The organism is Pseudomonas putida (genome assembly GCF_028682455.1).
Taxonomy (GTDB): Bacteria; Pseudomonadota; Gammaproteobacteria; order Pseudomonadales; family Pseudomonadaceae; genus Aquipseudomonas; species Aquipseudomonas putida_AA.
Genome location: NZ_JANHLD010000002.1, coordinates 916134 through 937195, shown reverse-complemented (window position 1 = coordinate 937195; position 21062 = coordinate 916134). Strand labels below are relative to the sequence as shown.

15 protein-coding genes are annotated in these 21062 nt (G+C 65.6%); 12 read left to right on the top strand and 3 right to left on the bottom strand.

Annotation, left to right across the window (positions count from 1 at the left end):
- Window positions 1-20: 20 nt before the first annotated feature.
- From NPS58_RS14725 to NPS58_RS14705, 5 genes are all read left to right on the top strand, one after another.
- A complete protein-coding gene (locus NPS58_RS14725) occupies window positions 21-1379 on the top strand; it encodes a DUF1329 domain-containing protein (protein WP_274116087.1) in 1359 nt (452 codons plus the stop codon).
- Window positions 1380-1448: 69 nt separating this feature from the next.
- Window positions 1449-2531 carry a WD40/YVTN/BNR-like repeat-containing protein gene (locus tag NPS58_RS14720; protein ID WP_274116086.1) on the top strand — a complete coding sequence of 361 codons (1083 nt, stop codon included), beginning with the start codon at window positions 1449-1451 and terminating at the stop codon, window positions 2529-2531.
- A gap of 15 nt (window positions 2532-2546) precedes the next feature.
- Window positions 2547-5042 carry an efflux RND transporter permease subunit gene (locus NPS58_RS14715; protein ID WP_274116085.1) on the top strand — a complete coding sequence of 832 codons (2496 nt, stop codon included), beginning with the start codon at window positions 2547-2549 and terminating at the stop codon, window positions 5040-5042.
- Window positions 5035-6813 (top strand): acyl-CoA dehydrogenase C-terminal domain-containing protein, encoded by a 1779-nt coding sequence (locus tag NPS58_RS14710; RefSeq protein WP_274116084.1) that lies wholly within the window; start codon window positions 5035-5037, stop codon window positions 6811-6813. The genes NPS58_RS14715 and NPS58_RS14710 overlap by 8 nt, the downstream gene beginning before the upstream one ends.
- Window positions 6814-6824: 11 nt before the next feature.
- Entirely contained in the window at window positions 6825-8522 is a 1698-nt protein-coding gene (locus NPS58_RS14705) for a fatty acid--CoA ligase (RefSeq protein WP_274116083.1), read from the top strand.
- A 63-nt stretch (window positions 8523-8585) separates the two neighbouring features.
- On the opposite strand, the gene NPS58_RS14700 is transcribed toward NPS58_RS14705, so the two are convergent.
- Both NPS58_RS14700 and NPS58_RS14695 read right to left on the bottom strand, forming a co-directional pair.
- A complete protein-coding gene (locus NPS58_RS14700; protein WP_274116082.1) occupies window positions 8586-9707 on the bottom strand; it encodes an acyl-CoA dehydrogenase family protein in 1122 nt (373 codons plus the stop codon).
- Entirely contained in the window at window positions 9704-10846 is a 1143-nt protein-coding gene (locus NPS58_RS14695) for an acyl-CoA dehydrogenase family protein (protein ID WP_274116081.1), read from the bottom strand. Before NPS58_RS14695 ends, NPS58_RS14700 begins: the two co-directional genes overlap by 4 nt.
- 141 nt (window positions 10847-10987) lie before the next feature.
- On the opposite strand from NPS58_RS14695, the gene NPS58_RS14690 reads away from it, so the two are divergent.
- Together NPS58_RS14690 and NPS58_RS14685 are read left to right on the top strand one after the other, a co-directional pair.
- Window positions 10988-11773 carry an enoyl-CoA hydratase/isomerase family protein gene (locus tag NPS58_RS14690; RefSeq protein ID WP_274116080.1) on the top strand — a complete coding sequence of 262 codons (786 nt, stop codon included), beginning with the start codon at window positions 10988-10990 and terminating at the stop codon, window positions 11771-11773.
- Window positions 11774-11784: 11 nt separating this feature from the next.
- A complete protein-coding gene (locus NPS58_RS14685; RefSeq protein ID WP_274116079.1) occupies window positions 11785-12423 on the top strand; it encodes a TetR/AcrR family transcriptional regulator in 639 nt (212 codons plus the stop codon).
- A 6-nt stretch (window positions 12424-12429) separates the two neighbouring features.
- On the opposite strand, the gene NPS58_RS14680 is transcribed toward NPS58_RS14685, so the two are convergent.
- On the bottom strand, window positions 12430-15090 hold the full coding sequence (locus NPS58_RS14680; RefSeq protein WP_274116078.1) for a LuxR C-terminal-related transcriptional regulator: 2661 nt from the start codon (window positions 15088-15090) through the stop codon (window positions 12430-12432).
- 167 nt (window positions 15091-15257) lie between these two features.
- Here NPS58_RS14680 and NPS58_RS14675 point away from each other — a divergent pair, with 167 nt between their 5' ends.
- From NPS58_RS14675 to NPS58_RS14655, 5 genes are all read left to right on the top strand, one after another.
- On the top strand, window positions 15258-16670 hold the full coding sequence (locus NPS58_RS14675; RefSeq protein ID WP_274116077.1) for a coniferyl aldehyde dehydrogenase: 1413 nt from the start codon (window positions 15258-15260) through the stop codon (window positions 16668-16670).
- A gap of 45 nt (window positions 16671-16715) precedes the next feature.
- Entirely contained in the window at window positions 16716-17801 is a 1086-nt protein-coding gene (locus tag NPS58_RS14670) for a Zn-dependent alcohol dehydrogenase (protein ID WP_274116076.1), read from the top strand.
- A gap of 140 nt (window positions 17802-17941) precedes the next feature.
- Window positions 17942-18691 carry an electron transfer flavoprotein subunit beta/FixA family protein gene (locus tag NPS58_RS14665; RefSeq protein WP_274116075.1) on the top strand — a complete coding sequence of 250 codons (750 nt, stop codon included), beginning with the start codon at window positions 17942-17944 and terminating at the stop codon, window positions 18689-18691.
- Window positions 18691-19638 carry an electron transfer flavoprotein subunit alpha/FixB family protein gene (locus tag NPS58_RS14660; protein WP_274116074.1) on the top strand — a complete coding sequence of 316 codons (948 nt, stop codon included), beginning with the start codon at window positions 18691-18693 and terminating at the stop codon, window positions 19636-19638. The genes NPS58_RS14665 and NPS58_RS14660 overlap by 1 nt, the downstream gene beginning before the upstream one ends.
- Window positions 19639-19699: 61 nt before the next feature.
- Window positions 19700-21028: an MFS transporter gene (locus tag NPS58_RS14655; protein ID WP_274116073.1), complete on the top strand. Its 1329-nt coding sequence runs from the start codon at window positions 19700-19702 to the stop codon at window positions 21026-21028.
- The last annotated feature ends 34 nt before the right edge of the window (window positions 21029-21062 follow it).

The window sequence follows — 21062 nt, the reverse complement described above, 5'->3', positions numbered from 1 at the left end:
CAAACAGGAAAACAACAATCATGAACTACGTGCACACACTGTTGGCCACGTGCCTGTCGCTGGCTGCCCTCAATACCGCCCAGGCGGCCGTCTCCACCGAACAGGCCGCGCGCCTGGGCACCAGCCTGACCGCCATCGGCGCCGAAAAGGCCGCTAACGCCGACGGCTCGATCCCCGCCTACCAGGGCGGGCTGGTCACCCCACCTGCCAGCTACAAAAGCGGCGAAAGCATGCGCCCCGACCCCTTTGCCGGCGAAAAGCCGTTGCTGGTCATCGACGCCAAGAATGCCGACCAATACAAGGGTCAACTGACCGCGACCACCCTAGAGCTGCTCAAGCGCTACCCGAGCTTTCGAGTGGACGTCTACCCGACCCACCGCACCGTCGCCTTGCCGCAACCGGTGCTCGACAACACCCGCAAGAACGCCGTGGGCGCACGCAGCCAAGAAGGCGGCACGGCCGTCGACAACGTATTGCCGGGCATTCCGTTCCCGATTCCGCAGACTGGTGCCGAGGCCATGTGGAACTTCCTCCTGCGCTACCAGGGCGTGAGCATGACCGCCAAGTACGACTCCTGGAACGTCGACGCCAGCGGCCGGCCGACCCTGTCTACCACTGGCCAGGCCAACATCAGCTACCCGATCTACGAGGACATGAACAAGCTGATCGGCGCCAAGGACACCTACTACCAGATGAAACTGAGCTACACCGGGCCAGCCCGTCGTGCCGGCGAAGCGATGATGCTGCGCGATGCCGCCAACCCGCTGGTGCAGCCGCGCAGCGCCTGGCAGTACCTGCCGGGCCAGCGCCGGGTCAAGCTCGCGCCCAACCTTGCCTACGACACCCCCAACCCCGGCACCTCGGGCTCCGGCACCTACGATGACGTATTCGTCTTCAACGGCGCCCTGGACCGCTACGACTGGACCCTGGTGGGCAAGCAGGAAATGTACGTGCCGTACAACACCTACCAGCTCACCTACCACACCGACATCAAGCAGCTGACCACCCCCAACCACCTGGCGCCGCAGTTCGTGCGCTGGGAAAAACACCGGGTCTGGGTAGTGGAAGGCAAGCTCAAGGACGGCGCCCGCCACATCTACCACAAGCGCCGCTTCTACCTAGACGAAGACAGCTGGATCGCCCTGGCTTCCGATCAATACGACGCCCGCGACCAGCTGTACCGCGGCTCGTTCGCCTTCCTCAGCCAGAGCTACGACAAGCAGACCCCGGATGCCACGCCGTTCATGATCTACGACCTGATCGGCGGCACCTACAACCTCAATGGGGTGGTCGGCGCCTATGGCGGCATTCGCTACATCGAGCCGCTGTCGCGCACCCAGTGGTCGCCCGAGTCGCTGGCCGGTGCGGGCATCCGTTAAGCCTGCATGCACGGCCCGGCATTGCGTCGCGATGCCGGGCCCCTGGTTGAGCTATCCGGAGGATCGGGTATGAACTGCTTCAAGCGATGGACGGCGCTGATGGTGGCGTTGCTTGCCTTGCAAGGCACGGCACAGGCAAGCGCCTATGTGGATGTGCTGGACTTGCCCGCCATGCCCAGTGCGCTGGCGCCGAACAGCGCGCTGCGTGATATCGCCAGGGCCGGCGCGCGTCTGGTCGCCGTGGGCCCGCGCGGGCACATTCTGTATTCCGACGACCTCGGTAGCCACTGGCAGCAGGCACGGGTACCGGTCAGTGCCGACCTCAACGCGGTCAGCTTCCCCACCCCGCAGCTGGGCTGGGCGGTGGGCAATGACGGCGTGATCCTGCACAGCCGCGATGGCGGCCTGACGTGGGAAAAACAACTGGACGGTCGCGTGCTCGGCGACCAGGTGCTGGCCTGGTACCGCACCCAGGCCCAGGCGAATCCGAATGATGAGCGCTGGGCCGCGTGGGTGGGCGAGGGCGAGCGGCTGGTGGCCGAAGGCGCCGACAAACCGCTGCTCGACGTGTGGTTCAGCGACGCCGGGCACGGTTTTGCCGTGGGCGTCTTCAACCTGCTGCTGTACACCGCCGATGGCGGCCGCCACTGGACGCCGTGGCTCGAGCGCACCGACAACCCCCAGGCCTTGCACCTGACCAGCCTGGCCCCGGTGGGCGATGCGCTGTACATCACCGGCGAGCAAGGCCTGCTGCTCAAGCTCGGCGACGACGGCCAGCATTTCACCCGCCTGGACACGCCCTACGCCGGCACCTACTTCGGTGCCATCGGCAAGCCGGGCGTATTGCTGGCCTACGGCCTGCGTGGTCATGTGTACCGCAGCCTCGATGCGGGCCAGCACTGGCAGCCGGTCCCCACCCACCTGGCCACCAGTGTCACCGCGGCCAGTGTGGACAGCCGCGGGCAATTCTGGCTGTCGAGCCAGGCCGGCGACCTGCTGGTCAGTCGCGATGATGGCGCCAGTTTCCAGCGGGTCGAGCAAGCGTCCCGCGCCCCGGTCAGCGCAACGCTATTCGATAGCGCCGCCGACCTGGTGCTGGTGGGCGACCGGGGTGTGCGCACCCAGGCCCTCGAACAACCGCAGCAGCCATAACAAGAGAACAACCTGATGGCCAACATCCAACAAGACACCCTGCCGGTGATACGCAACCTCGGCGACTTCGACGCACGCTCCGGCAACCTGCTCGAACGCCTGGTGTTCAACCATCGGCTGCCGTTCGTGGTGTGCATGCTGCTGGTTACCCTGGTGCTGGGCTTCATGGCCCTGACCCGCCTGGAGTTGCGCCCAAGCTTCGAGAAGATGATTCCCCAGAGCCATCCCTACATTCAGAACTACCTGCAAAACCGCGAGTCGCTGCGTGGCCTGGGCAACTCGCTGCGCATCGTCGTGGAGAACACCCGGGGCGACATCTTCGACCCGGCCTACCTGCAGACCCTGCGCCATATCAACGACGAGCTGTTCCTGGCCCAGGGTGTGGACCGTGCCTGGATGAAGTCGCTGTGGAGCCCGGCGGTACGCTGGACCGAAGTCACCGAAGAGGGCTTCCAGGGCGGGCCGGTGATGCCCGACAGCTACCAGGGCTCGGCCGAGGATATCCAGCAACTGCGCCAGAACATCGAGCGCGCCAACATCGTCGGCAGCCTGGTGGCCCGCGACTTCAGGTCGAGCATGCTGGTCGTGCCGTTGCTCGACCAGGACTCCGCCACCGGCCGGGGCATCGACTACCACGACTTCTCCACAAAGCTTGAACAGCTGCGCAGCCAGTACGAAGCCATCGGCAGCGAAAACGGCGGGCAGGGCCACTACAAGATCCACGTCATCGGCTTTGCCAAGCTGATGGGCGACCTGATCGACGGGCTGATCCAGGTGATGCTGTTCTTCGCCCTGGCGGTGGTCACCACCCTGGTGATCATCTACCTCTATACCCGCTGCGTGCGCAGCACCCTGCTGGTGGTGGTGTGTTCGCTGACCGCAGTGGTGTGGCAGCTGGGGATTGTCGCCTGGCTGGGTTATGCCATCGATCCGTACTCGATCCTGGTGCCGTTCCTGATCTTTGCCATTGGCGTGTCCCACGCCGCGCAGAAAATGAACGGCATCATGCAGGACATCGGCCGCGGCACCCACCGCCAGATCGCCGCGCGCTATACCTTCCGCCGCCTGTTCGTGGCCGGGGTCACGGCGCTGCTGGCCGACGCCGTGGGCTTCGCCGTGTTGATGCTGATCGACATCCCGGTGATCCAGGACCTGGCGATCACCGCGAGCATCGGCGTGGCGGTGCTGATCTTCACTTCGCTGCTGCTGATGCCGGTTGCGCTGTCGTACATCGGTGTCGGTCGCAAGGCGGCCGAGCGTGCGCTGCGGATCGACTCGCGGGCAGCCGAGCACCGTGGCTTCGGCAAGCTCTGGGACCTGCTCGACCGCTTCACCACGCGCAAGTGGGCCACGGCCGCCGTGGCGATTGCCGCGCTGATGGGGGCAGGAGGCTTCTGGGTCAGCTTGCAGCTGAAGATCGGCGACCTCGACAGCGGTGCCCCGGAGCTGCATGCCGACTCGCGCTACAACCGCGACAACGCCTACATCACCGGGCACTACGCGCTGTCCAGCGACACCTTCGCGGTGATGATCAAGACCGCCCCCGAAGGCTGCCTGCGCTACCAGACCCTGGTGCTGGCCGACCGCCTGGCCTGGGAGCTGCAACAGTATCCGGGGGTGCAGACCACCTTGTCGCTGACCAACGCAGTACGCCAGATCACCGCCGGCACCTACGAGGGCAACCCCAAGCTCAACAGCATCCAGCGCAACCAGGACGTACTCAACTACGCGGCGCAGCAGGCTTCGGTCAATGCCCCTGAGCTGTTCAACAACGATTGCTCGCTGATGCCGGTGATCGCCTACCTCAAGGACCACAAGGCCGACACGCTCAATGAAGTGGTCGCCATTGCCGAGCGCTTCGCCCAGGCCAACAGCAGCGACGACCGCCAGTTCCTGCTGGCTGCGGGCAGCGCCGGAATCGAGGCGGCCACCAACATCGTGGTGCACGAGGCCAACCGCACCATGCTGTTGCTGGTGTACCTGGCGGTGACCGTGTTCTGCCTGATTACCTTCCGCAGCTGGCGCGCCACCCTGGTGGCCGTCTTGCCGCTGATGCTCACGTCAGTGTTGTGCGAGGCACTGATGGTGATGATGGGCATTGGCGTCAAGGTCGCCACCTTGCCGGTGATCGCCCTGGGGGTGGGCATCGGCGTGGACTACGCGCTGTACCTGCTCAGTGTGCAGCTGCACTACCAGCGCAAGGGCATGTCGCTGTCCCAGGCCTATGAAAACGCCGTGGCCTTCACCGGCCGGGTGGTGGGCCTGGTCGGCGTCACCCTGGCGGCAGGCGTGGTGGGTTGGGCCTGGTCGCCGATCAAGTTCCAGGCCGACATGGGCATCCTGCTGACCTTCATGTTCCTGTGGAACATGCTCGGCGCGCTGATCCTGATCCCGGCACTGTCGTACTTCCTGCTGCCCGACAAGAAGGTGCGGGCCACTGCACCCAGCCCGGCACCTGCCCAGGGGCAGCCTCTTAAAACCCAAGCAGTCGAGTGTTCGCAACATGTCTGATTACCGTCCACCTTTGCGCGACATGGAATTTCTGTTCAACGACGTCTTCGACATCCCGGCCCAGTGGGCGCGGATGCCGGCCCTGGCCGACCAGGTGGACGCCGACACCGCCAGGGCCGTTCTCGAACAGGCCGGCAAGGTCATTGCCCAGGTGGTGGCGCCGCTCAACCGCAGCGGCGACGAACAGGGCTGCCGCTTCGACGCGGGGCGGGTGTTCACCCCCGACGGCTTTGCCCAGGCCTACCGCACCTACGCCGCCGATGGCTGGGTGGGCGTGGCTGGCGCGCCGGAGTTCGGCGGCATGGGCATGCCCAAGGTGATCGGTGCCCAGGTCGAAGAGATGCTCAATGCCGCCAACCTGTCGTTTGCCCTGTACCCGATGCTCACCGCCGGTGCCTGCCTGTCGTTGCTCAACCATGCCAGCGAAGCCCTCAGGGCCCGCTACCTGCCGCCCATGTACGAAGGGCGCTGGACCGGCTCGATGTGCCTGACCGAGCCCCATGCCGGTACCGACCTGGGGCTGATCCGCACCCGCGCCGAGCCCCAGGCCGACGGCAGCTACCGGGTCAGCGGGACAAAGATCTTCATCACCGGCGGCGAGCAGGACTTGAGCGAGAACATCATCCACCTGGTGCTGGCCAAGTTGCCCGACGCGCCTGCCGGGGCCAAGGGGATCTCGCTGTTCCTGGTACCCAAGGTCATGGTCGGCGACGACGGTGCGCTGGGCGAGGCCAACGCGGTGAGCTGCGGCTCCATCGAGCACAAGATGGGCATCAAGGCCTCGGCCACCTGTGTGATGAATTTCGACGGCGCCACCGGCTACCTGGTCGGCGAGCCGAACAAGGGCCTGAACGCCATGTTCACCATGATGAACTACGAGCGCCTGGGTGTCGGCATCCAGGGCCTGGCCCTGGGTGAGCGCTCTTACCAGAACGCCATCGAGTACGCCCGCGAGCGCCAGCAAAGCCGCGCGCCCAACGGGCCGGTGGCGCCCGAACAGGCGGCCGACCCCATCGTCGTGCACCCGGACGTGCGTCGCATGCTGCTGACCATGAAGGCGCTGAACGAAGGGGGCCGGGCGTTTTCCACCTATGTGGCCCAGCAGCTGGACCTGGCCAAGTACAGCCAGGATGCCGCGACGCGTAGCCAGGCCCAGGCCCAGGTGGCGTTGCTGACTCCAGTGGCCAAGGCCTTCCTGACCGACATGGGCCTGGAAACCACCGTGCACGGCCAGCAGGTGTTCGGCGGCCACGGTTATATCCGCGAATGGGGTCAGGAGCAGTTGATCCGCGACTGTCGCATCACCCAGATCTATGAAGGCACCAACGGCATCCAGGCCCTCGACCTGATGGGGCGCAAGCTGGTTGCCGACGGCGGTCGCACCTATGCGCTGCTGTCCGAGCAGATCAAGGCTTACGCCAGCGGCCTGCCGCCTTCGCGTGCAGCGTTCAGCGCACCGCTGCTGGCCGCCGTGGCCAACCTGGATGAACTGACTGCCTGGGTGCTCGACCGCGCCGAGGGTGACCCGAGGGAAGTCGGCGCGGCGGCGGTGGAGTACCTGCATGTGCTGGGCTACACGCTCTACGCCTGGTTCTGGGCGCAGATGGCCGACGTGGCCATGGCCAAGCAGGCGCAGGACGCCTTCTACCAGAGCAAGCTGGGCACCGCGCATTTCTACTTCGCCCGCCTGCTGCCGCGCATTCATTCCCTGAGCGCCAGCGTCAAGGCCGGCAGCCAGAGCCTGTACCTGCTCGACGCCGAGCAACTGTGAAGGATCCGCACATGATCACCACCCGTGTCATACCTCCGGCCCCCGGGGCCTACAGCTACCCGCTGCTGATCAAGCGCCTGCTGCTGTCGGGCGTGCGCTATCAGCCCGGCCAGGAAATCGTCTACGCCGACAAGCTGCGCTACACCTACACCACCCTGAATGAACGCATCCAGCGCCTGGCCAATGTACTGGTCCAGGCCGGGGTCAAGCCCGGAGACACCGTGGCCTTGCTCGATTGGGACAGCCACCGCGCTCTGGAATGCTTCTTTGCCGTGCCGATGCTTGGCGCGGTGCTGCACACGGTGAATGTGCGGCTGTCGGCCGAGCAGGTCCGCTACACCATGAACCACGCCGAAGACCGGCTGGTGCTGGTGCATGACGACTTCCTGCCATTGATGGAACAGATCGGCGATGAGTTGACTACCGTCGAGCGCTTTGTCCGCTTGAGCGACGGTGGTAACTGCGCCACCAGCCTGCCGCTGGTGGGGGAGTACGAGGCCTTGCTGGCCGGGGCGAGCACCGAGTACGCGTTCCCGGACTTTGACGAGAACTCCCTGGCCACGCTGTTCTACACCACCGGCACCACCGGCAACCCGAAGGGCGTGTACTTCACCCATCGTCAGCTGGTGTTGCACACCCTCAACGAGCTGGGCACCTTCGCTGCCTGCGGGGCGGAGCCCTTGCTGCGCTCGGGCGACGTGTACATGCCGATCACCCCGATGTTCCACGTGCATGCCTGGGGCGTGCCTTACGTTGCCACGGCGCTGGGCATCAAGCAGGTGTACCCCGGTCGCTACGAGCCCAACCAGCTGGTGCGGCTGTTCCGTGAAGAGCAGGTGACCTTCTCCCACTGCGTGCCGACGTTGCTGCAGATGATGCTCGACTGCGACGAAGGCCGGCGTACCGACCTGGTCGGCTGGAAAATGCTGCTCGGCGGCAGTGCCCTGACCCAGGGACTGGCTGCCCGGGCCAGCGCCCGGGGTATCCGGGTTCACTGCGGCTACGGGATGTCCGAGAGCTGCCCGCTGCTGAGCCTGACCTGCCTGAGCGCCGAAGACCTGGCATTGTCCATGGACCAGCAACTGCCGCTGCGCATCAACGCCGGCGTACCGGTGCCCCTGGTCGACCTGCGCATCGTCGACGGCCAGGGCAACGACGTGGCCCATGACGGAGAAAGCCTGGGCGAAATCGTCGTACGGGCGCCCTGGCTGACCCAGGGTTACCTGAATGCGCCGGAGCAGGGGGCCGAGCTGTGGACGGGAGGCTGGATGCATACCGGCGACATGGCCTGCATCAACGCGCGCGGGGTGGTACAGATTCGTGACCGGATCAAGGACGTGATCAAGACCGGTGGCGAGTGGATCAGTTCGGTGGAGCTGGAGAGCCTGATCAGCCAGCACAGCGATGTCGACGCCGTTGCTGTCGTGGGCATTGCCGACGCCCAATGGGGTGAGCAACCCTTGGCCCTGGTGGTGTGTGTGGCGGGCCGGCAGATGGACCAACCGGGCCTTGCGCGTCACCTGCAGCAGTTCGTCGACAGTGGCCGGTTGAACAAATGGGCGATACCACGGCAGGTACGTTTTGTGAGCGAGATTCCCAAGACCAGTGTTGGCAAGATCAACAAGAAACTGATCCGGGAGTGGTCGCTGGATGGGAGCGGGCTTGCCAGCGATGAGGCCAGTGCGGCTTGCCTGGCAGGTGGTGTCTGAATCGCGGGGCAAGCCTGCTCCTACCGGTGTCAGTGTTGGAGTGGGCGTGCCCCGCGAAGATGCCTAGAGCGTACGCGCCGTCAGCCCCGCCCAGAACCCCTCGCTGCCCGCGGCGATCGCCGCCTGGCCCAGTACCTGGGCCCAGTGTGCATCGCTGCCGAACTCATCGCGCCACGACCACAGGCGCCGCGTCGCGAAGTGCAGGCGGTGTTCCTGGGTAAAGCCGATGGCACCGTGGACCTGGTGGGCCACCGAGGTCGCGAGGCTGGCGGCCTCGCCGGCACATACCTTGGCCACGGCAACATCGAACCCCAGGCTGCTGGTGCTGCCAGGCTCGGCCTGCATCACCTGGCTTGCCGTGTACAAGGCCACTTCGGTCGCGGTACGGGCCGCGCTGATGGCGCCGGCCAGGTGGGCCAATTGCTGCTGGATGGCCTGGAAGGCGCCAATCGGCTTGCCAAACTGCACTCGTTCGTTGGCGTAGGCCACCGCCTGGTCCAGGCACGACTCCAGCGCGCCCACCAGCATGCAGGCCCGCACCAGGGCACCGAACACCCACACCGGCTGCTTGATGTCAGCCAGTTGCAAGGTGCCCATGGCATCCACGGGCGCTGCGACGAACTGCAGCCCATCGCGCTCTTCGCCGGCAAAATTGCTGCCCGCTTCGACGCTGACCTGCGCCTGGCGCAGATCGACCAGGGCGACACGACCGCTGTCGTCGGCCACCGCCGCCCAACGGCAACTGCGCGCCCAGGGAACGTTGACGCAGCGGCCGTTGAGGACACCGCTCGCGGTCAGTTCCAGCCCGCCCGGGCCGCCGGCCTGCAGCACCGTCAGCGCACCCTCGGGTACTTCCAGACCGGCCCGCGACAACAACAGGCCGGCCAGCAGGGTTTCGCCCAGCGGCACCGGCGCCTGCCAGTAGCCCACGCCACGCAGTACCGGGCTGACATCCAGCCAGGTGGCGGCGTTGTCGTCGGACACCGGTGCCACCAGGGCCTGGGGCAAGCCGTGATCGAGCAACTGCTGCCACAGCCCATCGGCCGGATGACCGGCGTCGAAATGGCTCAGCACCTGGGGTGTGACCTGGTCGGTGAACAGGCGCTCGACGCTGTCGGCGATCAGTCGTTGCATTTGCGAAGGCGCACCGTCGTGCCCCTCGTTGTGAGTGAGTGCCTGGTTCATCGCAGTCCTAATCCTCTGGCAATGATTCCCCGAAGAATTTCGCGGGTACCGCCGCGCAGTGAAAACGACGGGGCGGTCTGGGTCAGGTAGCGCATTACCTGGTCGAGTCGGGAGCCGGGCTTGCGCGTATCGCCAAACAGCTCATGGGCAAGGTCGGGCATGGCTTGTTCGAGCAGGGCGCCCTGGTCCTTGACCAGCGCTGCCGGGGTGGCCGGGTTTTCGCCCCGGGCGAGCATCCCGGCAACCCCCAGCGACATCTGCCGCAAGGCCGCGTAACGCGCCGCCACGCGGCCCAGGCTCACGGCGTGGCGCGGGTTGCCGGCATCGGCGGTGTCGAGCATTTCCAGGTAGAGTTGGGTGCAGCTCAGGTAGCGCTCCGGGCCGCTGCGTTCGAGGGAGAGCTCGGCGCCCACCTGCTTCCAGCCATCGCCCGGCTGGCCGATGACAAAATCGTCGGCAACGAAGACATCCTCCAGGAAAACCTCGTTGAAATCGTGCTCGCCCAGCATGTTGTGGATCGGCCGCACCGTGACCCCGGGCGCTTTCATGTCGATCAGCAACTGCGACAGGCCGCCGTGGCGATTGCCTGCCTCCTTGGGGCCCGTGCGCAACAGGGTGACCATGTAGTCGCAGCGCTGGGCGCCGGTGGTCCACACCTTGCTGCCATTGACGATCCAGCCGCCATCGGTCTTCACCGCGCGGGTACGCACCGAGGCAAGGTCGGAGCCAACGTCCGGCTCGCTCATGCCGATGCAAAAAAACAGCTCGCCACGGGCAATCGCCGGCAGCAGGCGGGGGGCGAGCACTTCAGGGGAAAACTTCATCAGCAGCGGGCCGGACTGGCGTTCGCCAATCCAGTGTGCATTCACCGGCGCCCCGGCGGCCAGCAGCTCTTCGAGCACCACGTAGCGCTCCAGCGCACTGCGTTCATGGCCGCCATAGCGCTTGGGCCAGGTCATGCCCAGCCAGCCACGTTCGCCGAGCTGGCGGCTGAAGGCGCTGTCGGCGCCGTTCCAGTTCTTCGCCCGCTCGGCGGCGGGGAGGTCTTTGAGGGCCTGGGCGAGAAAGCTGCGTACCTCGACGCGCAAGGCCTCGGCCTTGGCGTCCAGGTGACAGGGTCGAATATCGAGTGCCTGCATAGCGATGTGCTCATGTAATTGAAGGGGCAGGGGCTCTTGTTTTTTAACTTGCTGAACGCCCAACAAGTAAATACGCTAGCAGCAACCGTAGTCGTGAAGCAATAGCCGTCTACCCACACCCCGAGACCTTTTGGAGCCTGCATGTCGATCCCTAGCGCGTTTACCCCAGGCCGCGGCCTGACCCTGGAACTTCAGGGGCACGTCGCCACCTTGAGCTTCAGCCGCCCGCCGCTGAATTTTTTCGATGCCGAACTGATCAAGGACCTGGCCGACACCCTCGACTACCTCGATCAGTTGCCCGACTGCCGGGTGACGGTGCTGGTGGCCGAAGGCAAGGTGTTCTGTGCCGGGGCCGATTTCTCCGGGGCCGACCAACGCGACCCGCAGTACCCGCGGCGGGTCTACAAGTCGGCGGTGCGCCTGTTTCGTACCCGCAAGCCGCTGATCTGCGTGGTGGAGGGGGCAGCGATCGGTGGTGGCCTGGGCCTGGCGCTGGTCGCCGACTTTCGGGTCACCAGCGAAAAAGCGCGCTTCTCGGCCAACTTCAATCGCCTGGGGATTCATCAAGGCTTCGGCATTTCGGTTACCATGCCGCGCCTGGTCGGGCCGCAGGTGGCGGCCTTGCTGATTGCCACAGGTCGGCGAATCGACGGCCGCGAGGCGGTGCGTATCGGTCTTGCCGATGTGCTGGCCGAACCCGGCCAGGAGCGTCAGGCCGCCCGTGCCCTGGCCGAGGAAATCGCTGCCAGTGCACCCCGTGCGGTGGTGTCCAGCCGCGAGACCCTGCGCATGGGCCTGGCCGATGCGGTGGATGCGGTCATCGACCGCGAAGCCAGCGAGCAGGAGTGGCAGATTGTCAGCGCCGACTTTGCCGAAGGCACGCGTGCCATGGCCGAGCGGCGTCAACCCGTTTTTACAGGTGATTGAGGAACAACCCGATGGAGCCGGCAGATAAAACAGTCCAGTGCGCTTCGCGCCGCACCCAGGCCGAGCGACGGGGCGAGGCCGAACAGCGTTTGTTGCAGGCGGCGCGGCAGATCGTCGCGCGCAAGGGCTGGGTCGGCATGACCTTGTCCGAGGTGGGCGAGGAGGCAGGCTACAGCCGGGGCCTGGCCACCCACCATTTTGGCAGCAAGGCCGGACTGCTGAGGGCCCTGGCGGCGTACGTGAACAGCTCCTTCATGAGCCAGGTGCAGGTCGAGGCGCCCAAGTGGCGCCCCGGCCTGGACTCGCTCAAGGGCTTTGTCAGTGTGTACCTGGGACGCAACGACAGTGACTGGGTCAACAGCCGCGCGCTGTTGTCGCTGATGGCCGAGGCCGTCACCCAGGATTCGGAAACCGCGCCGATCCTGGCGCAGTACAACCGCACGGTGCAGCAGCACCTGGCCGATTGCATCAGCGAGGGCATCGCCAACGGCGAGATCCGCGCCGACGTACAGCCGCTCGCCAGCGCCGTGCTGATCCTGGGCACCTTGCGCGGCTCGCTGCTGCAGTTCCTGCTCGATCCCAGTGGTATCGAGCTGGCGGCACTGCACCGCCAGCTGCTCGATCTGATCGACGCGGCGCTGGCGGGCTGAGCCCACTCAGTCGAGCAAACCCTGGGTCCTGGCAATCGACACCGCTTCGGTACGGCCACCGGCGCCGAGCTTGGTGTTGATCTTGCGCAAATGCGATTTGACCGTCAGCTCGGACAAGAACATCTTCTCGGCGATCTCGCGGTTGCGGTACCCCAGGGCCAGCAGGCGCAGCACCTGCAGTTCGCGGTTGGACAAACTGCTGGGCGAGCTTTCCTGCGCCTTGGTCTCAAGCGACGGGCCCGTGTGGCAGCGCTGCAGCAAATGGCCGACGAAGCGCGGTTCAATACCCAGGGCACTCTCCTGGCCGTGAAAGATTACCGACCATCGTTCCAGCAGGGCCGCGAGCGGTGCGCCTTCATCGAGGAAGGTGCGGATGAACCCGACCGGGCTGGCCACCCGCAAGGCCAGCGTCAGTTGCTCCAGCGCCTGGGTGGGTTGCTTGCCTGCCTCGAGGGCCAGGGCCAGCAGCAGGCGCAGTTTCAAGGCGCGGCGGTGTTGATGGCGACCCAGCGCGATGTTCATGGCCTGCAGCAGGTCGTCGGGGTTGCTGGTGCCCTCGGCGATGTTCAAGCGCTGGCGGGTTATGTAAGGAGTGTCGACATCATTGGCGGTCAGCAGGATGCCAGGCTGGTCCCAGTCGCTGTGCTGCTCGGCCGAACGCATCGCGTGGTTGGCGGTGTCCAGGCGGTTCTCCAGGGTGGCCACCCGCGCCCGTTCGAGCCAGCTGGAGCACAGGATGCGTGACGAACCCGAGACCCGGCCCAGTTGGTCAAGCTCGGCCAGGCAACGCATCCAGCCCTGGCGATCGCCATTGAGGTAGGTGATGCGTGCCAGTAGCACATGGGTGGTGATCAACGAGTCGGGGGCGGCGTGCTCGCGGGCATAGGGCAGCAGCTCGTTGAGCCGGTGCTGGGCCTGCTCCAGGGCATCGGTCTCGTACATCACCAGGCACAGCGCGGTCTGCAGCACCGGGAAACCTACCGGCGGGGTGCCGGCCAGGGTTTCGCGGCTGCGCCGGTTTGCCGCGAGCAAGCGGCTCATGCCACTGTCCAGCTGGCCCTGGGTGATGTCCAGCAGTGCCTCGACGCTGTCGGCGACGTCGCGCAGGTACGCCGATTCGCGCTGCACCTCGCGCAGGCGATCACTGCCCAGCAGTTGCCGGGCCTCGTCGAAGCGGCCGCTGTAGTACAGGCACGCGGCAAGTACGTAGGCCGTCACCCGGAAGGGTGATTTCGACTCGCAGGGCAGGCGCTGCAGGAGTGCCTGGCATTGCTCCAGCGCTTCTTCGACCCGGTCGTTGATCAACAGCAGCAGGCAGCGGATGTGGTGCTGGTGGTCAGCCAGCGCCGGCTGCTCCATCGCCTGCAACGCCTCCTTGTAGCGCCGGGCATGGATCAGCGCCCAGGCATAGGCCACCCCCAGGCCGGGATGCAACTCCCGCACGGGCTCGGGGATTTGCGACAGCCAGCGCATCAGCAGGCTGGCATGGCCGTTCTCCACCAGGCGATCAATCCGCGCCACCAACTGGCTGGCGGCCTCGTCGATGTCGTTGGCGGCAAACAGGTGCTCCAGGGCTTCTTCGCTATGGTCGCTGGCGAAATACCACTGGGCCGCCGCGCGGTTCGACTGCACTGCCCAGTCCGGGTGATGCCGGGCCAGCGTGTGGCGAAGAAAGTCGGCGAACAGCCTGTGATAGCGAAACTGCGAGCGTTGTTCATCGATGGCGACAATGAACAGGTTGGCCTGCTCCAGGGCCTGGATCATCACGGCGCTGTCGGAGCGCGTGGTGATCGCGTCGCACAGGGCGGGGCTGAAGTGCGCCAGCACGCAGGTCTGCAGCAAGAACCGCTGGCTGGATTCGTCCAGCCTGGCCAGCACATCCTCGGCCAGGTATTCGGCCAGGGCCGGGGTTGCCCCGCTGAAGGCTTCGATGAAGGCTGCAGCATCCTCATGGCGCTTGAGCGACAAGGTCGCCAGGTACAGGCCGGTCAACCAGCCTTCGGTGCAGTGGTAGAGGCGGGCGATGTCATCCTGGGTGAGGGCAAGCTGGTGACACTGGCGCAGAAAATGGCTGGTTTCGTCGAGGCTCAGGCGCAGCCTTTCGCTGTCCACTTCGTGCAGTTGGCCCAGCGCCCGCAAGCGGCCGAGGTTGAGCGCAGGCAGGGTGCGGCTGGCCAGGGCCAGGGTGCAATGGGCGGGGAGCACCTTGAGCAACTGTTGAATGAATGCCAGTGCCTCGGGGTCGTTGATGGACTCGAACTCATCCAGCAGCAAGGCGAAGGCTTCGGTGCAGCCGGCAATCTGCTCGAGCAGCACCTGTTGCAGTTGCCCGCTGGCCGGCACGCCGGCGCTGGTGATGCCCAGCTCCGAGAGCCCACTGTAAAGCGTGGCGGCCAGGCGCTGGGGGGCGTTGTCGGAGGTGTCGAGGTTGCACCACAGCACGCGCTGGCCAAGCTCCAGGCACTGCGCCTGGTACTGCGCCAGCAGGGTGGTCTTGCCGGCACCTGCACAGGCGCTGATCAGTAGCAGGCGCAGCCCGGGCTGCTGGTCGGGCAAGGGAAGCAGGGCGGTACGGTCCAGTTGCCCGGGGAGGGTCGCCGGCACCAGGAACTTGCCTGGGCGCACAGGAGGCACTACTCCCTGTTCTGGTCCGTTGGAACTACGCAAGAAACCTTCCATGCATCCTACCTTTGGTCGTCGTCGGGTTGGCCCCGTCCTTTTTAGTATCGGCTGACTGGAACACCGCCCCAATCGTGGTACGCGCCCTGAGTGTAACGGCCCGGTGCCGGATTGGCAGCTCCCCGAACAGCCCTTTGTAAGGAAGACCCAACCACATGAGTGCCAACGAAAACCTGCGTGGTGCCGACGTGAGTGTCGTGCTGGAAAAGCAACGTGCCGCGTGCCTGGCCAACGAGCCCTGGAGCGCCGAACAGCGCAGCGAACTGATCGACCGCGCCATCGGCCTGCTGGTGGACTATCAGGATGATATCGTCGCCGCGCTGTCGGCCGACTTCGGTCACCGTAGCGCCGACTTCTCGCGCCTGTTCGACGTGCTCAGCCCCCTGGCGTCGATGAAATACACCAAGAGCAAGATCGCCGAGTGGATGCGCGACGAGCCGCGCGCAAGCGAGCGTGGCGATGCCCGGGTGCAGTATCAGCCGCTGGGTGTGGTCGGCATCCTCACCGCCTGGAATTTCCCCGGCAACCTGATTTTCAACGGCCTGGCCGGCGCCCTGGCGGCGGGTAACCGGGTGATGATCAAGCTCTCCGAGTTCAACCCGCGTACCAGCGCGTTGATCGCGCGGATCTTCCCGACCGTGTTCGCCGAAGATGAAGTGGCCATCGTGACCGGTGGCGCCGAGGTCGGCCAGGCGTTCTGTGCCTTGCCGTTCGATCACCTGCTGTTCACCGGCGCCACCAGCATCGGCAAGCACGTATTGCGCGCTGCGGCCGAGAACCTTGTGCCCGTCACCCTGGAACTGGGCGGCAAGTCGCCGACCATCATTTCCCGCTCCGCCGACCTCGAGACCGCGGTCACCAAGATCATCACCGGCAAACTGCACAATGCCGGGCAGATCTGCCTGGCCCCGGACTACGTGTTCGTGCCCGAAGAGCAAGTGGCCGAGTTCATCGCCCTGGCCAAGGCCGTGGTGGCCAAGCTGTACCCGACCCTGAAAGACAACCCCGACTACACCTCGGTGATCAACGCCCGTCATTTCGAGCGCCTGCAAGGGTATCTGGCCGAAGCGCGCGACGCCGGCGTGGATATCGTCGAGCTGAACCCGGCAGCGGAAAACTTCGCCGACCAGCCTCACCACAAGATCGCCCCGGCCTTGCTGGTCAACCCCGATGACAGCCTCAAGATCATGCAGGACGAGATCTTCGGCCCGTTGCTGCCGATCAAGCCCTACAGCGACATCCAGACCGTGGTCGCCTACATCAACAGCCATCCGCGTCCGCTGGGCCTGTACTACTTCGGCAGCCACGCCGAAGAGGAAGCCTTCGTGCTCAATCGCACCACCTCCGGCGGCGTGTGCGTGAACGATGTGCTGCGCCATGCCGGTGTCGAGACCTTGCCCTTCGGCGGTGTCGGGGCCAGCGGCATGGGGGCCTACCACGGCTTCGATGGCTTTTGCACGTTCAGCCACGCCAAGGCGGTGCTGCGTGCCGCCGATGGCCCGGACCTGATGCGCCCGCCCTATAGCGACCCGGTACGCCAGTTGGTGGGGTCAATGATCAAGCGCTGATTCGCTTCGCTACTGTCCGGCTCACTCAATAAAGAGAACAACAATATGAAAGCTGCCGTATTCCACACACCAGGCTCGCCCTTGTCCATCGAAGAGGTGGGCATCAGCAAACCCGGCCCGCACGAGGTGCTGATACGTACCGCCGCCGTCGGCGTCTGCCACTCGGACCTGCATTTTGTCGATGGCCTGTACCCGCACCCGGCGCCTGTGGTGCTGGGCCATGAGGCCTCCGGGATTGTCGAGCAGGTGGGCGAGCTGGTGCGCACGGTCAAGCCGGGCGACCACGTCGTCACCTGCCTGTCGGCCTATTGCGGCCATTGTGAAAGCTGTGTCACCGGCCGCCTGTCGCTGTGTGTGTCGCCCGACACCAAGCGCGGCAGCGACGAAGAGCCACGCCTGACCTATGTGCAAAAACCCATGCCCCAGTTCGTCAACCTGTCGGCCTATGCCGAGCAGATGCTGGTGCACGAGCACGCGCTGGTCGCCATTCGCCGCGACATGCCGCTGGACCGCGCGGCATTGCTGGGCTGCGCGGTAACCACCGGCACGGGCGCGGTGTTCAACACCGCCAAGGTACGTCCGGGCGAGACCGTGGCGGTGATCGGCTGCGGCGGCATCGGCCTTGCCACCATCAACGGCGCAGCGCTGGCGGGGGCCGGGCGGATCATTGCCATCGACATGCAGGATTCGAAGCTGGAACTGGCCAGGCAGTTTGGCGCCACCGATGTGATCAACCCGAAAAACGGCGACCCGGTGCAGCAGGTGCAGGAGCTGACCCGTGGCGGCGTGCACCACTCGTTCGAGTGCATTGGCCTCAAGCAGACGGCAGAGCAAGCCTTCAACATGCTCGCCCGTGGTGGCGGCGCCACCATCATCGGCATGATCAAGCCGGGCCTGAAGCTGGACATCGACCCGCTGATGCTGCTGCACGAGCGCCGCATCCAGGGCTCGTTCATGGGCTCGAACCGCTTCCCGGTCGACCTGCCACGCCTGACCGACTTCTACATGCAGGGCCGCCTGAAGCTCGACGAGATGATCTCCCAGCGCATCAAGCTCGAGCAGATCAACCAGGCCTTCGACGAACTGCGCCGCGGCGAGCTGGCCCGTTCGGTCATTGTCTTCGATCACTAACAGCCTGGTTTCGGTTTGCAGCCGCCGTAGCGCCCGCAAGGCCTGCGGCGGCGTCGTGCGCCCTGGCAAGCGTGTTTCCAGGGCCTGCAGCGAACCGAGGGCTGGTGTTCGATCCGTCCTTCACCGAGTGGAGTAGTCCGATGAAAGTCCTCGTAGCGGTCAAGCGTGTGGTCGATTTCAACGTCAAGGTGCGCGTCAAGGCGGACCACAGCGGTATCGACCTGGCCAACGTGAAAATGGCCATGAACCCGTTTTGCGAAATTGCCGTGGAAGAGGCCGTGCGCCTCAAAGAGCAGGGTATCGCCAGCGAAGTAGTCGTCGTCAGCGTCGGCCCGGGCGCCGCCCAGGAGCAGTTGCGCACCGCGCTTGCCCTGGGAGCTGACCGGGCGGTGCTGGTCGAGACCGTCGATGAGCTCAATGCGCTGGCCGTGGCCAAGTTGCTCAAGGCCGTGGCCGACAAGGAGCAGCCGCAGTTGCTGATCCTTGGCAAGCAAGCCATCGACAGCGACAACAACCAGACCGGCCAGATGCTCGCGGCGCTGGGCGGCTATGCCCAGGGTACTTTCGCCTCCAAAGTCAGCGTGGAGGGCGGGCAACTGCTGGTCACCCGCGAGGTTGACGGCGGCCTGCAGACCGTTGTCCTGAACCTGCCAGCGGTGGTCACCACCGACCTGCGCCTGAACGAGCCGCGCTATGCCTCGCTGCCCAACATCATGAAGGCCAAGAAGAAGCCCCTCGACACCACCACCCCCGAGGCGCTGAGCGTCAGCACCGCCTCCAGCAACACCGTTGTGAAGGTCGAGGCGCCTGCCAGCCGCAGTGCCGGAATCAAGGTGAAGTCGGTGGCCGAACTGGTCGAAAAACTCAAGAACGAGGCGAAGGTGATCTGATGGCGATCCTGGTTATTGCAGAACACGCAGGCGGCGCACTCGCCTCGGCAACCCTGAATACGGTCACCGCTGCAGCGCAGGTCGGTGGCGACATCCATGTGCTGGTCGCAGGGCACGGCGTAGGTACGGTGGCCGAAGTGGCCGCGAGCATCGACGGCGTCAGTCGCGTACTGGTCGCCGACGCTGGCGCCTACGCCCACCAGCTGCCGGAAAACATCGCCCCGCTGATCGCCAGCCTGGTGATCGACCAGACGGTGATCTACACCCACGTGCTGGCCCCGGCCACGGCCAACGGCAAGAACATCCTGCCCCGGGTGGCGGCGGTGCTCGATGTCGACCAGATCTCCGAGATCATTTCGGTGCAATCGCGCGATACTTTCAAGCGGCCGATCTATGCCGGCAATGCCATTGCCACCGTGCAGTCGAATGCCGCGATCAAGGTGATCACCGTCCGCGCCACCGGCTTTTGCGCGGCAGGCGTGGGCCTGCCCGGTGACCGCGCCGTCATCGACCCTGTAGCACCCCCCCATGACGCCGGCATTTCACGCTTCGTCAGTGAACAGCTGGCAACGTCCGACCGGCCCGAACTCACCGCCGCCAAGATCGTGGTCTCCGGCGGGCGCGGCATGCAGAACGGCGACAACTTCAAGCACCTCTACAGCCTGGCCGACACCCTCGGTGCAGGCGTCGGCGCCTCGCGCGCGGCGGTGGACGCAGGCTTTGTGCCCAACGACATGCAGGTTGGCCAGACCGGCAAGATCGTCGCCCCGCAGCTGTACATCGCGGTGGGCATCTCCGGGGCCATCCAGCACTTGGCCGGCATGAAGGACTCCAAGGTCATCGTCGCCATCAACAAGGATGAGGAGGCGCCGATCTTCCAGGTGGCCGACTACGGCCTGGTCGCCGACCTGTTCGAGGCGGTACCCGAACTGCAAGCAGCACTCTGATTCGCCACCGCGCCACCTGCAGGCCCGCCTGGCGGGCCTGTCAGCCTGCCAGGAGAACTCAATGAACGACGCCGTCGCACTGCCTGCTGTCACCGATACAGACGCCCTGGAAACCCGCGAGGTGTTTCGCAAAGTCATCCTGCGTTTGCTGCCTTACCTGTTCCTCGCCTATGCCCTCAATACCATCGACCGCCTCAACGTGTCGTTCGCCAAGCTGCGCATGGCCGAAGACATCGCCCTGACCGACGCTGCCTATGGCGTCGGCGCCGGTATTTTCTACCTCGGCTATATCCTCTTCGAAGTGCCGAGCAACATGTACCTGCAACGCATCGGGGCACGCGCCACGCTGACACGGATCATGGTGTTGTGGGGCATGGTCACGGTGGCGACGGCCTTCGTCACCACTGCCAACCAGTTGATCGTCGCGCGTTTCCTGCTGGGCGTCGCCGAGGCCGGGTTTTTCCCCGGCGTAATTCTCTACCTCACGTACTGGTTCCCGCCGGCCTTGCGCGCACGCATCACCGCCGTTTTCCTGATGGCGGCGATGATCGCCGGGATCGTCAGCGGGCCTCTGGCCGGCTGGATCATGTCCCACCTGCACGGCTGGATGGGCCTGCGCGACTGGCAGGTACTGTTTGTGGTCGAAGGCATCCCGGCCATGTTGCTGGGGCTGTTCGGCTGGTTCTGGCTGGTCGACAAACCGGCCGATGCGCGCTGGCTGACCGCGCGGCAAAAGCAGCTGCTGGCACAGGCCCTGGCGCAAGGGCAGGGGCCCGATACCGCCAGGGCGACCCTGGGCGAAGTACTGCGCAACCCACGGGTGTACATCGCAGGGCTGGTGTTTTTCTGCATCTACAGTGGTTCGAACACGGTGTCGTACTGGATGCCGACCTTGATCCGCGGCTTCGGCGTCGAAGACCTCAAGACCATCGGCTCACTGGCCAGCCTGCCGTACCTGGCGGCGCTGATCGGCATGTACCTGCTGGCGCGCAGTTCCGACAAACGCCTGGAGCGGCGCTGGCATGTCGCCATCCCGGTGCTGGTCAGTGCGTGCTGTTTTGCCCTGTTGGGCCCGGCCCAGGGGAGCCTGGCGTTCTCGGTGGTACTGATGACCGTGGGGGCAGCCTCGGCCATGGCCTCGTTGTCGATGTTCTGGACCATTCCGCCGGCGTTGCTCACGCCGGCGGCCGCTGCGGTGGGCATCGCCGTGATCAGTTGCATCGGTGGCATGGCCGGGATCATCAGCCAGGTCGTGGTGGGCGCGATCATGTCGGCGACCGGCAGCCTGTACCTGGCCTTCAATGTCATCGCCGCGGTGCTGGTGGTGGGGGCGGTGTTGCTGGTGGTGGCCATTCCGGCCTGGCAGTTGAAGGAGCGTTCCGGCCACTGAATGCCGCGCGGGGTGGCTCGAGCGAGCCGCCCCG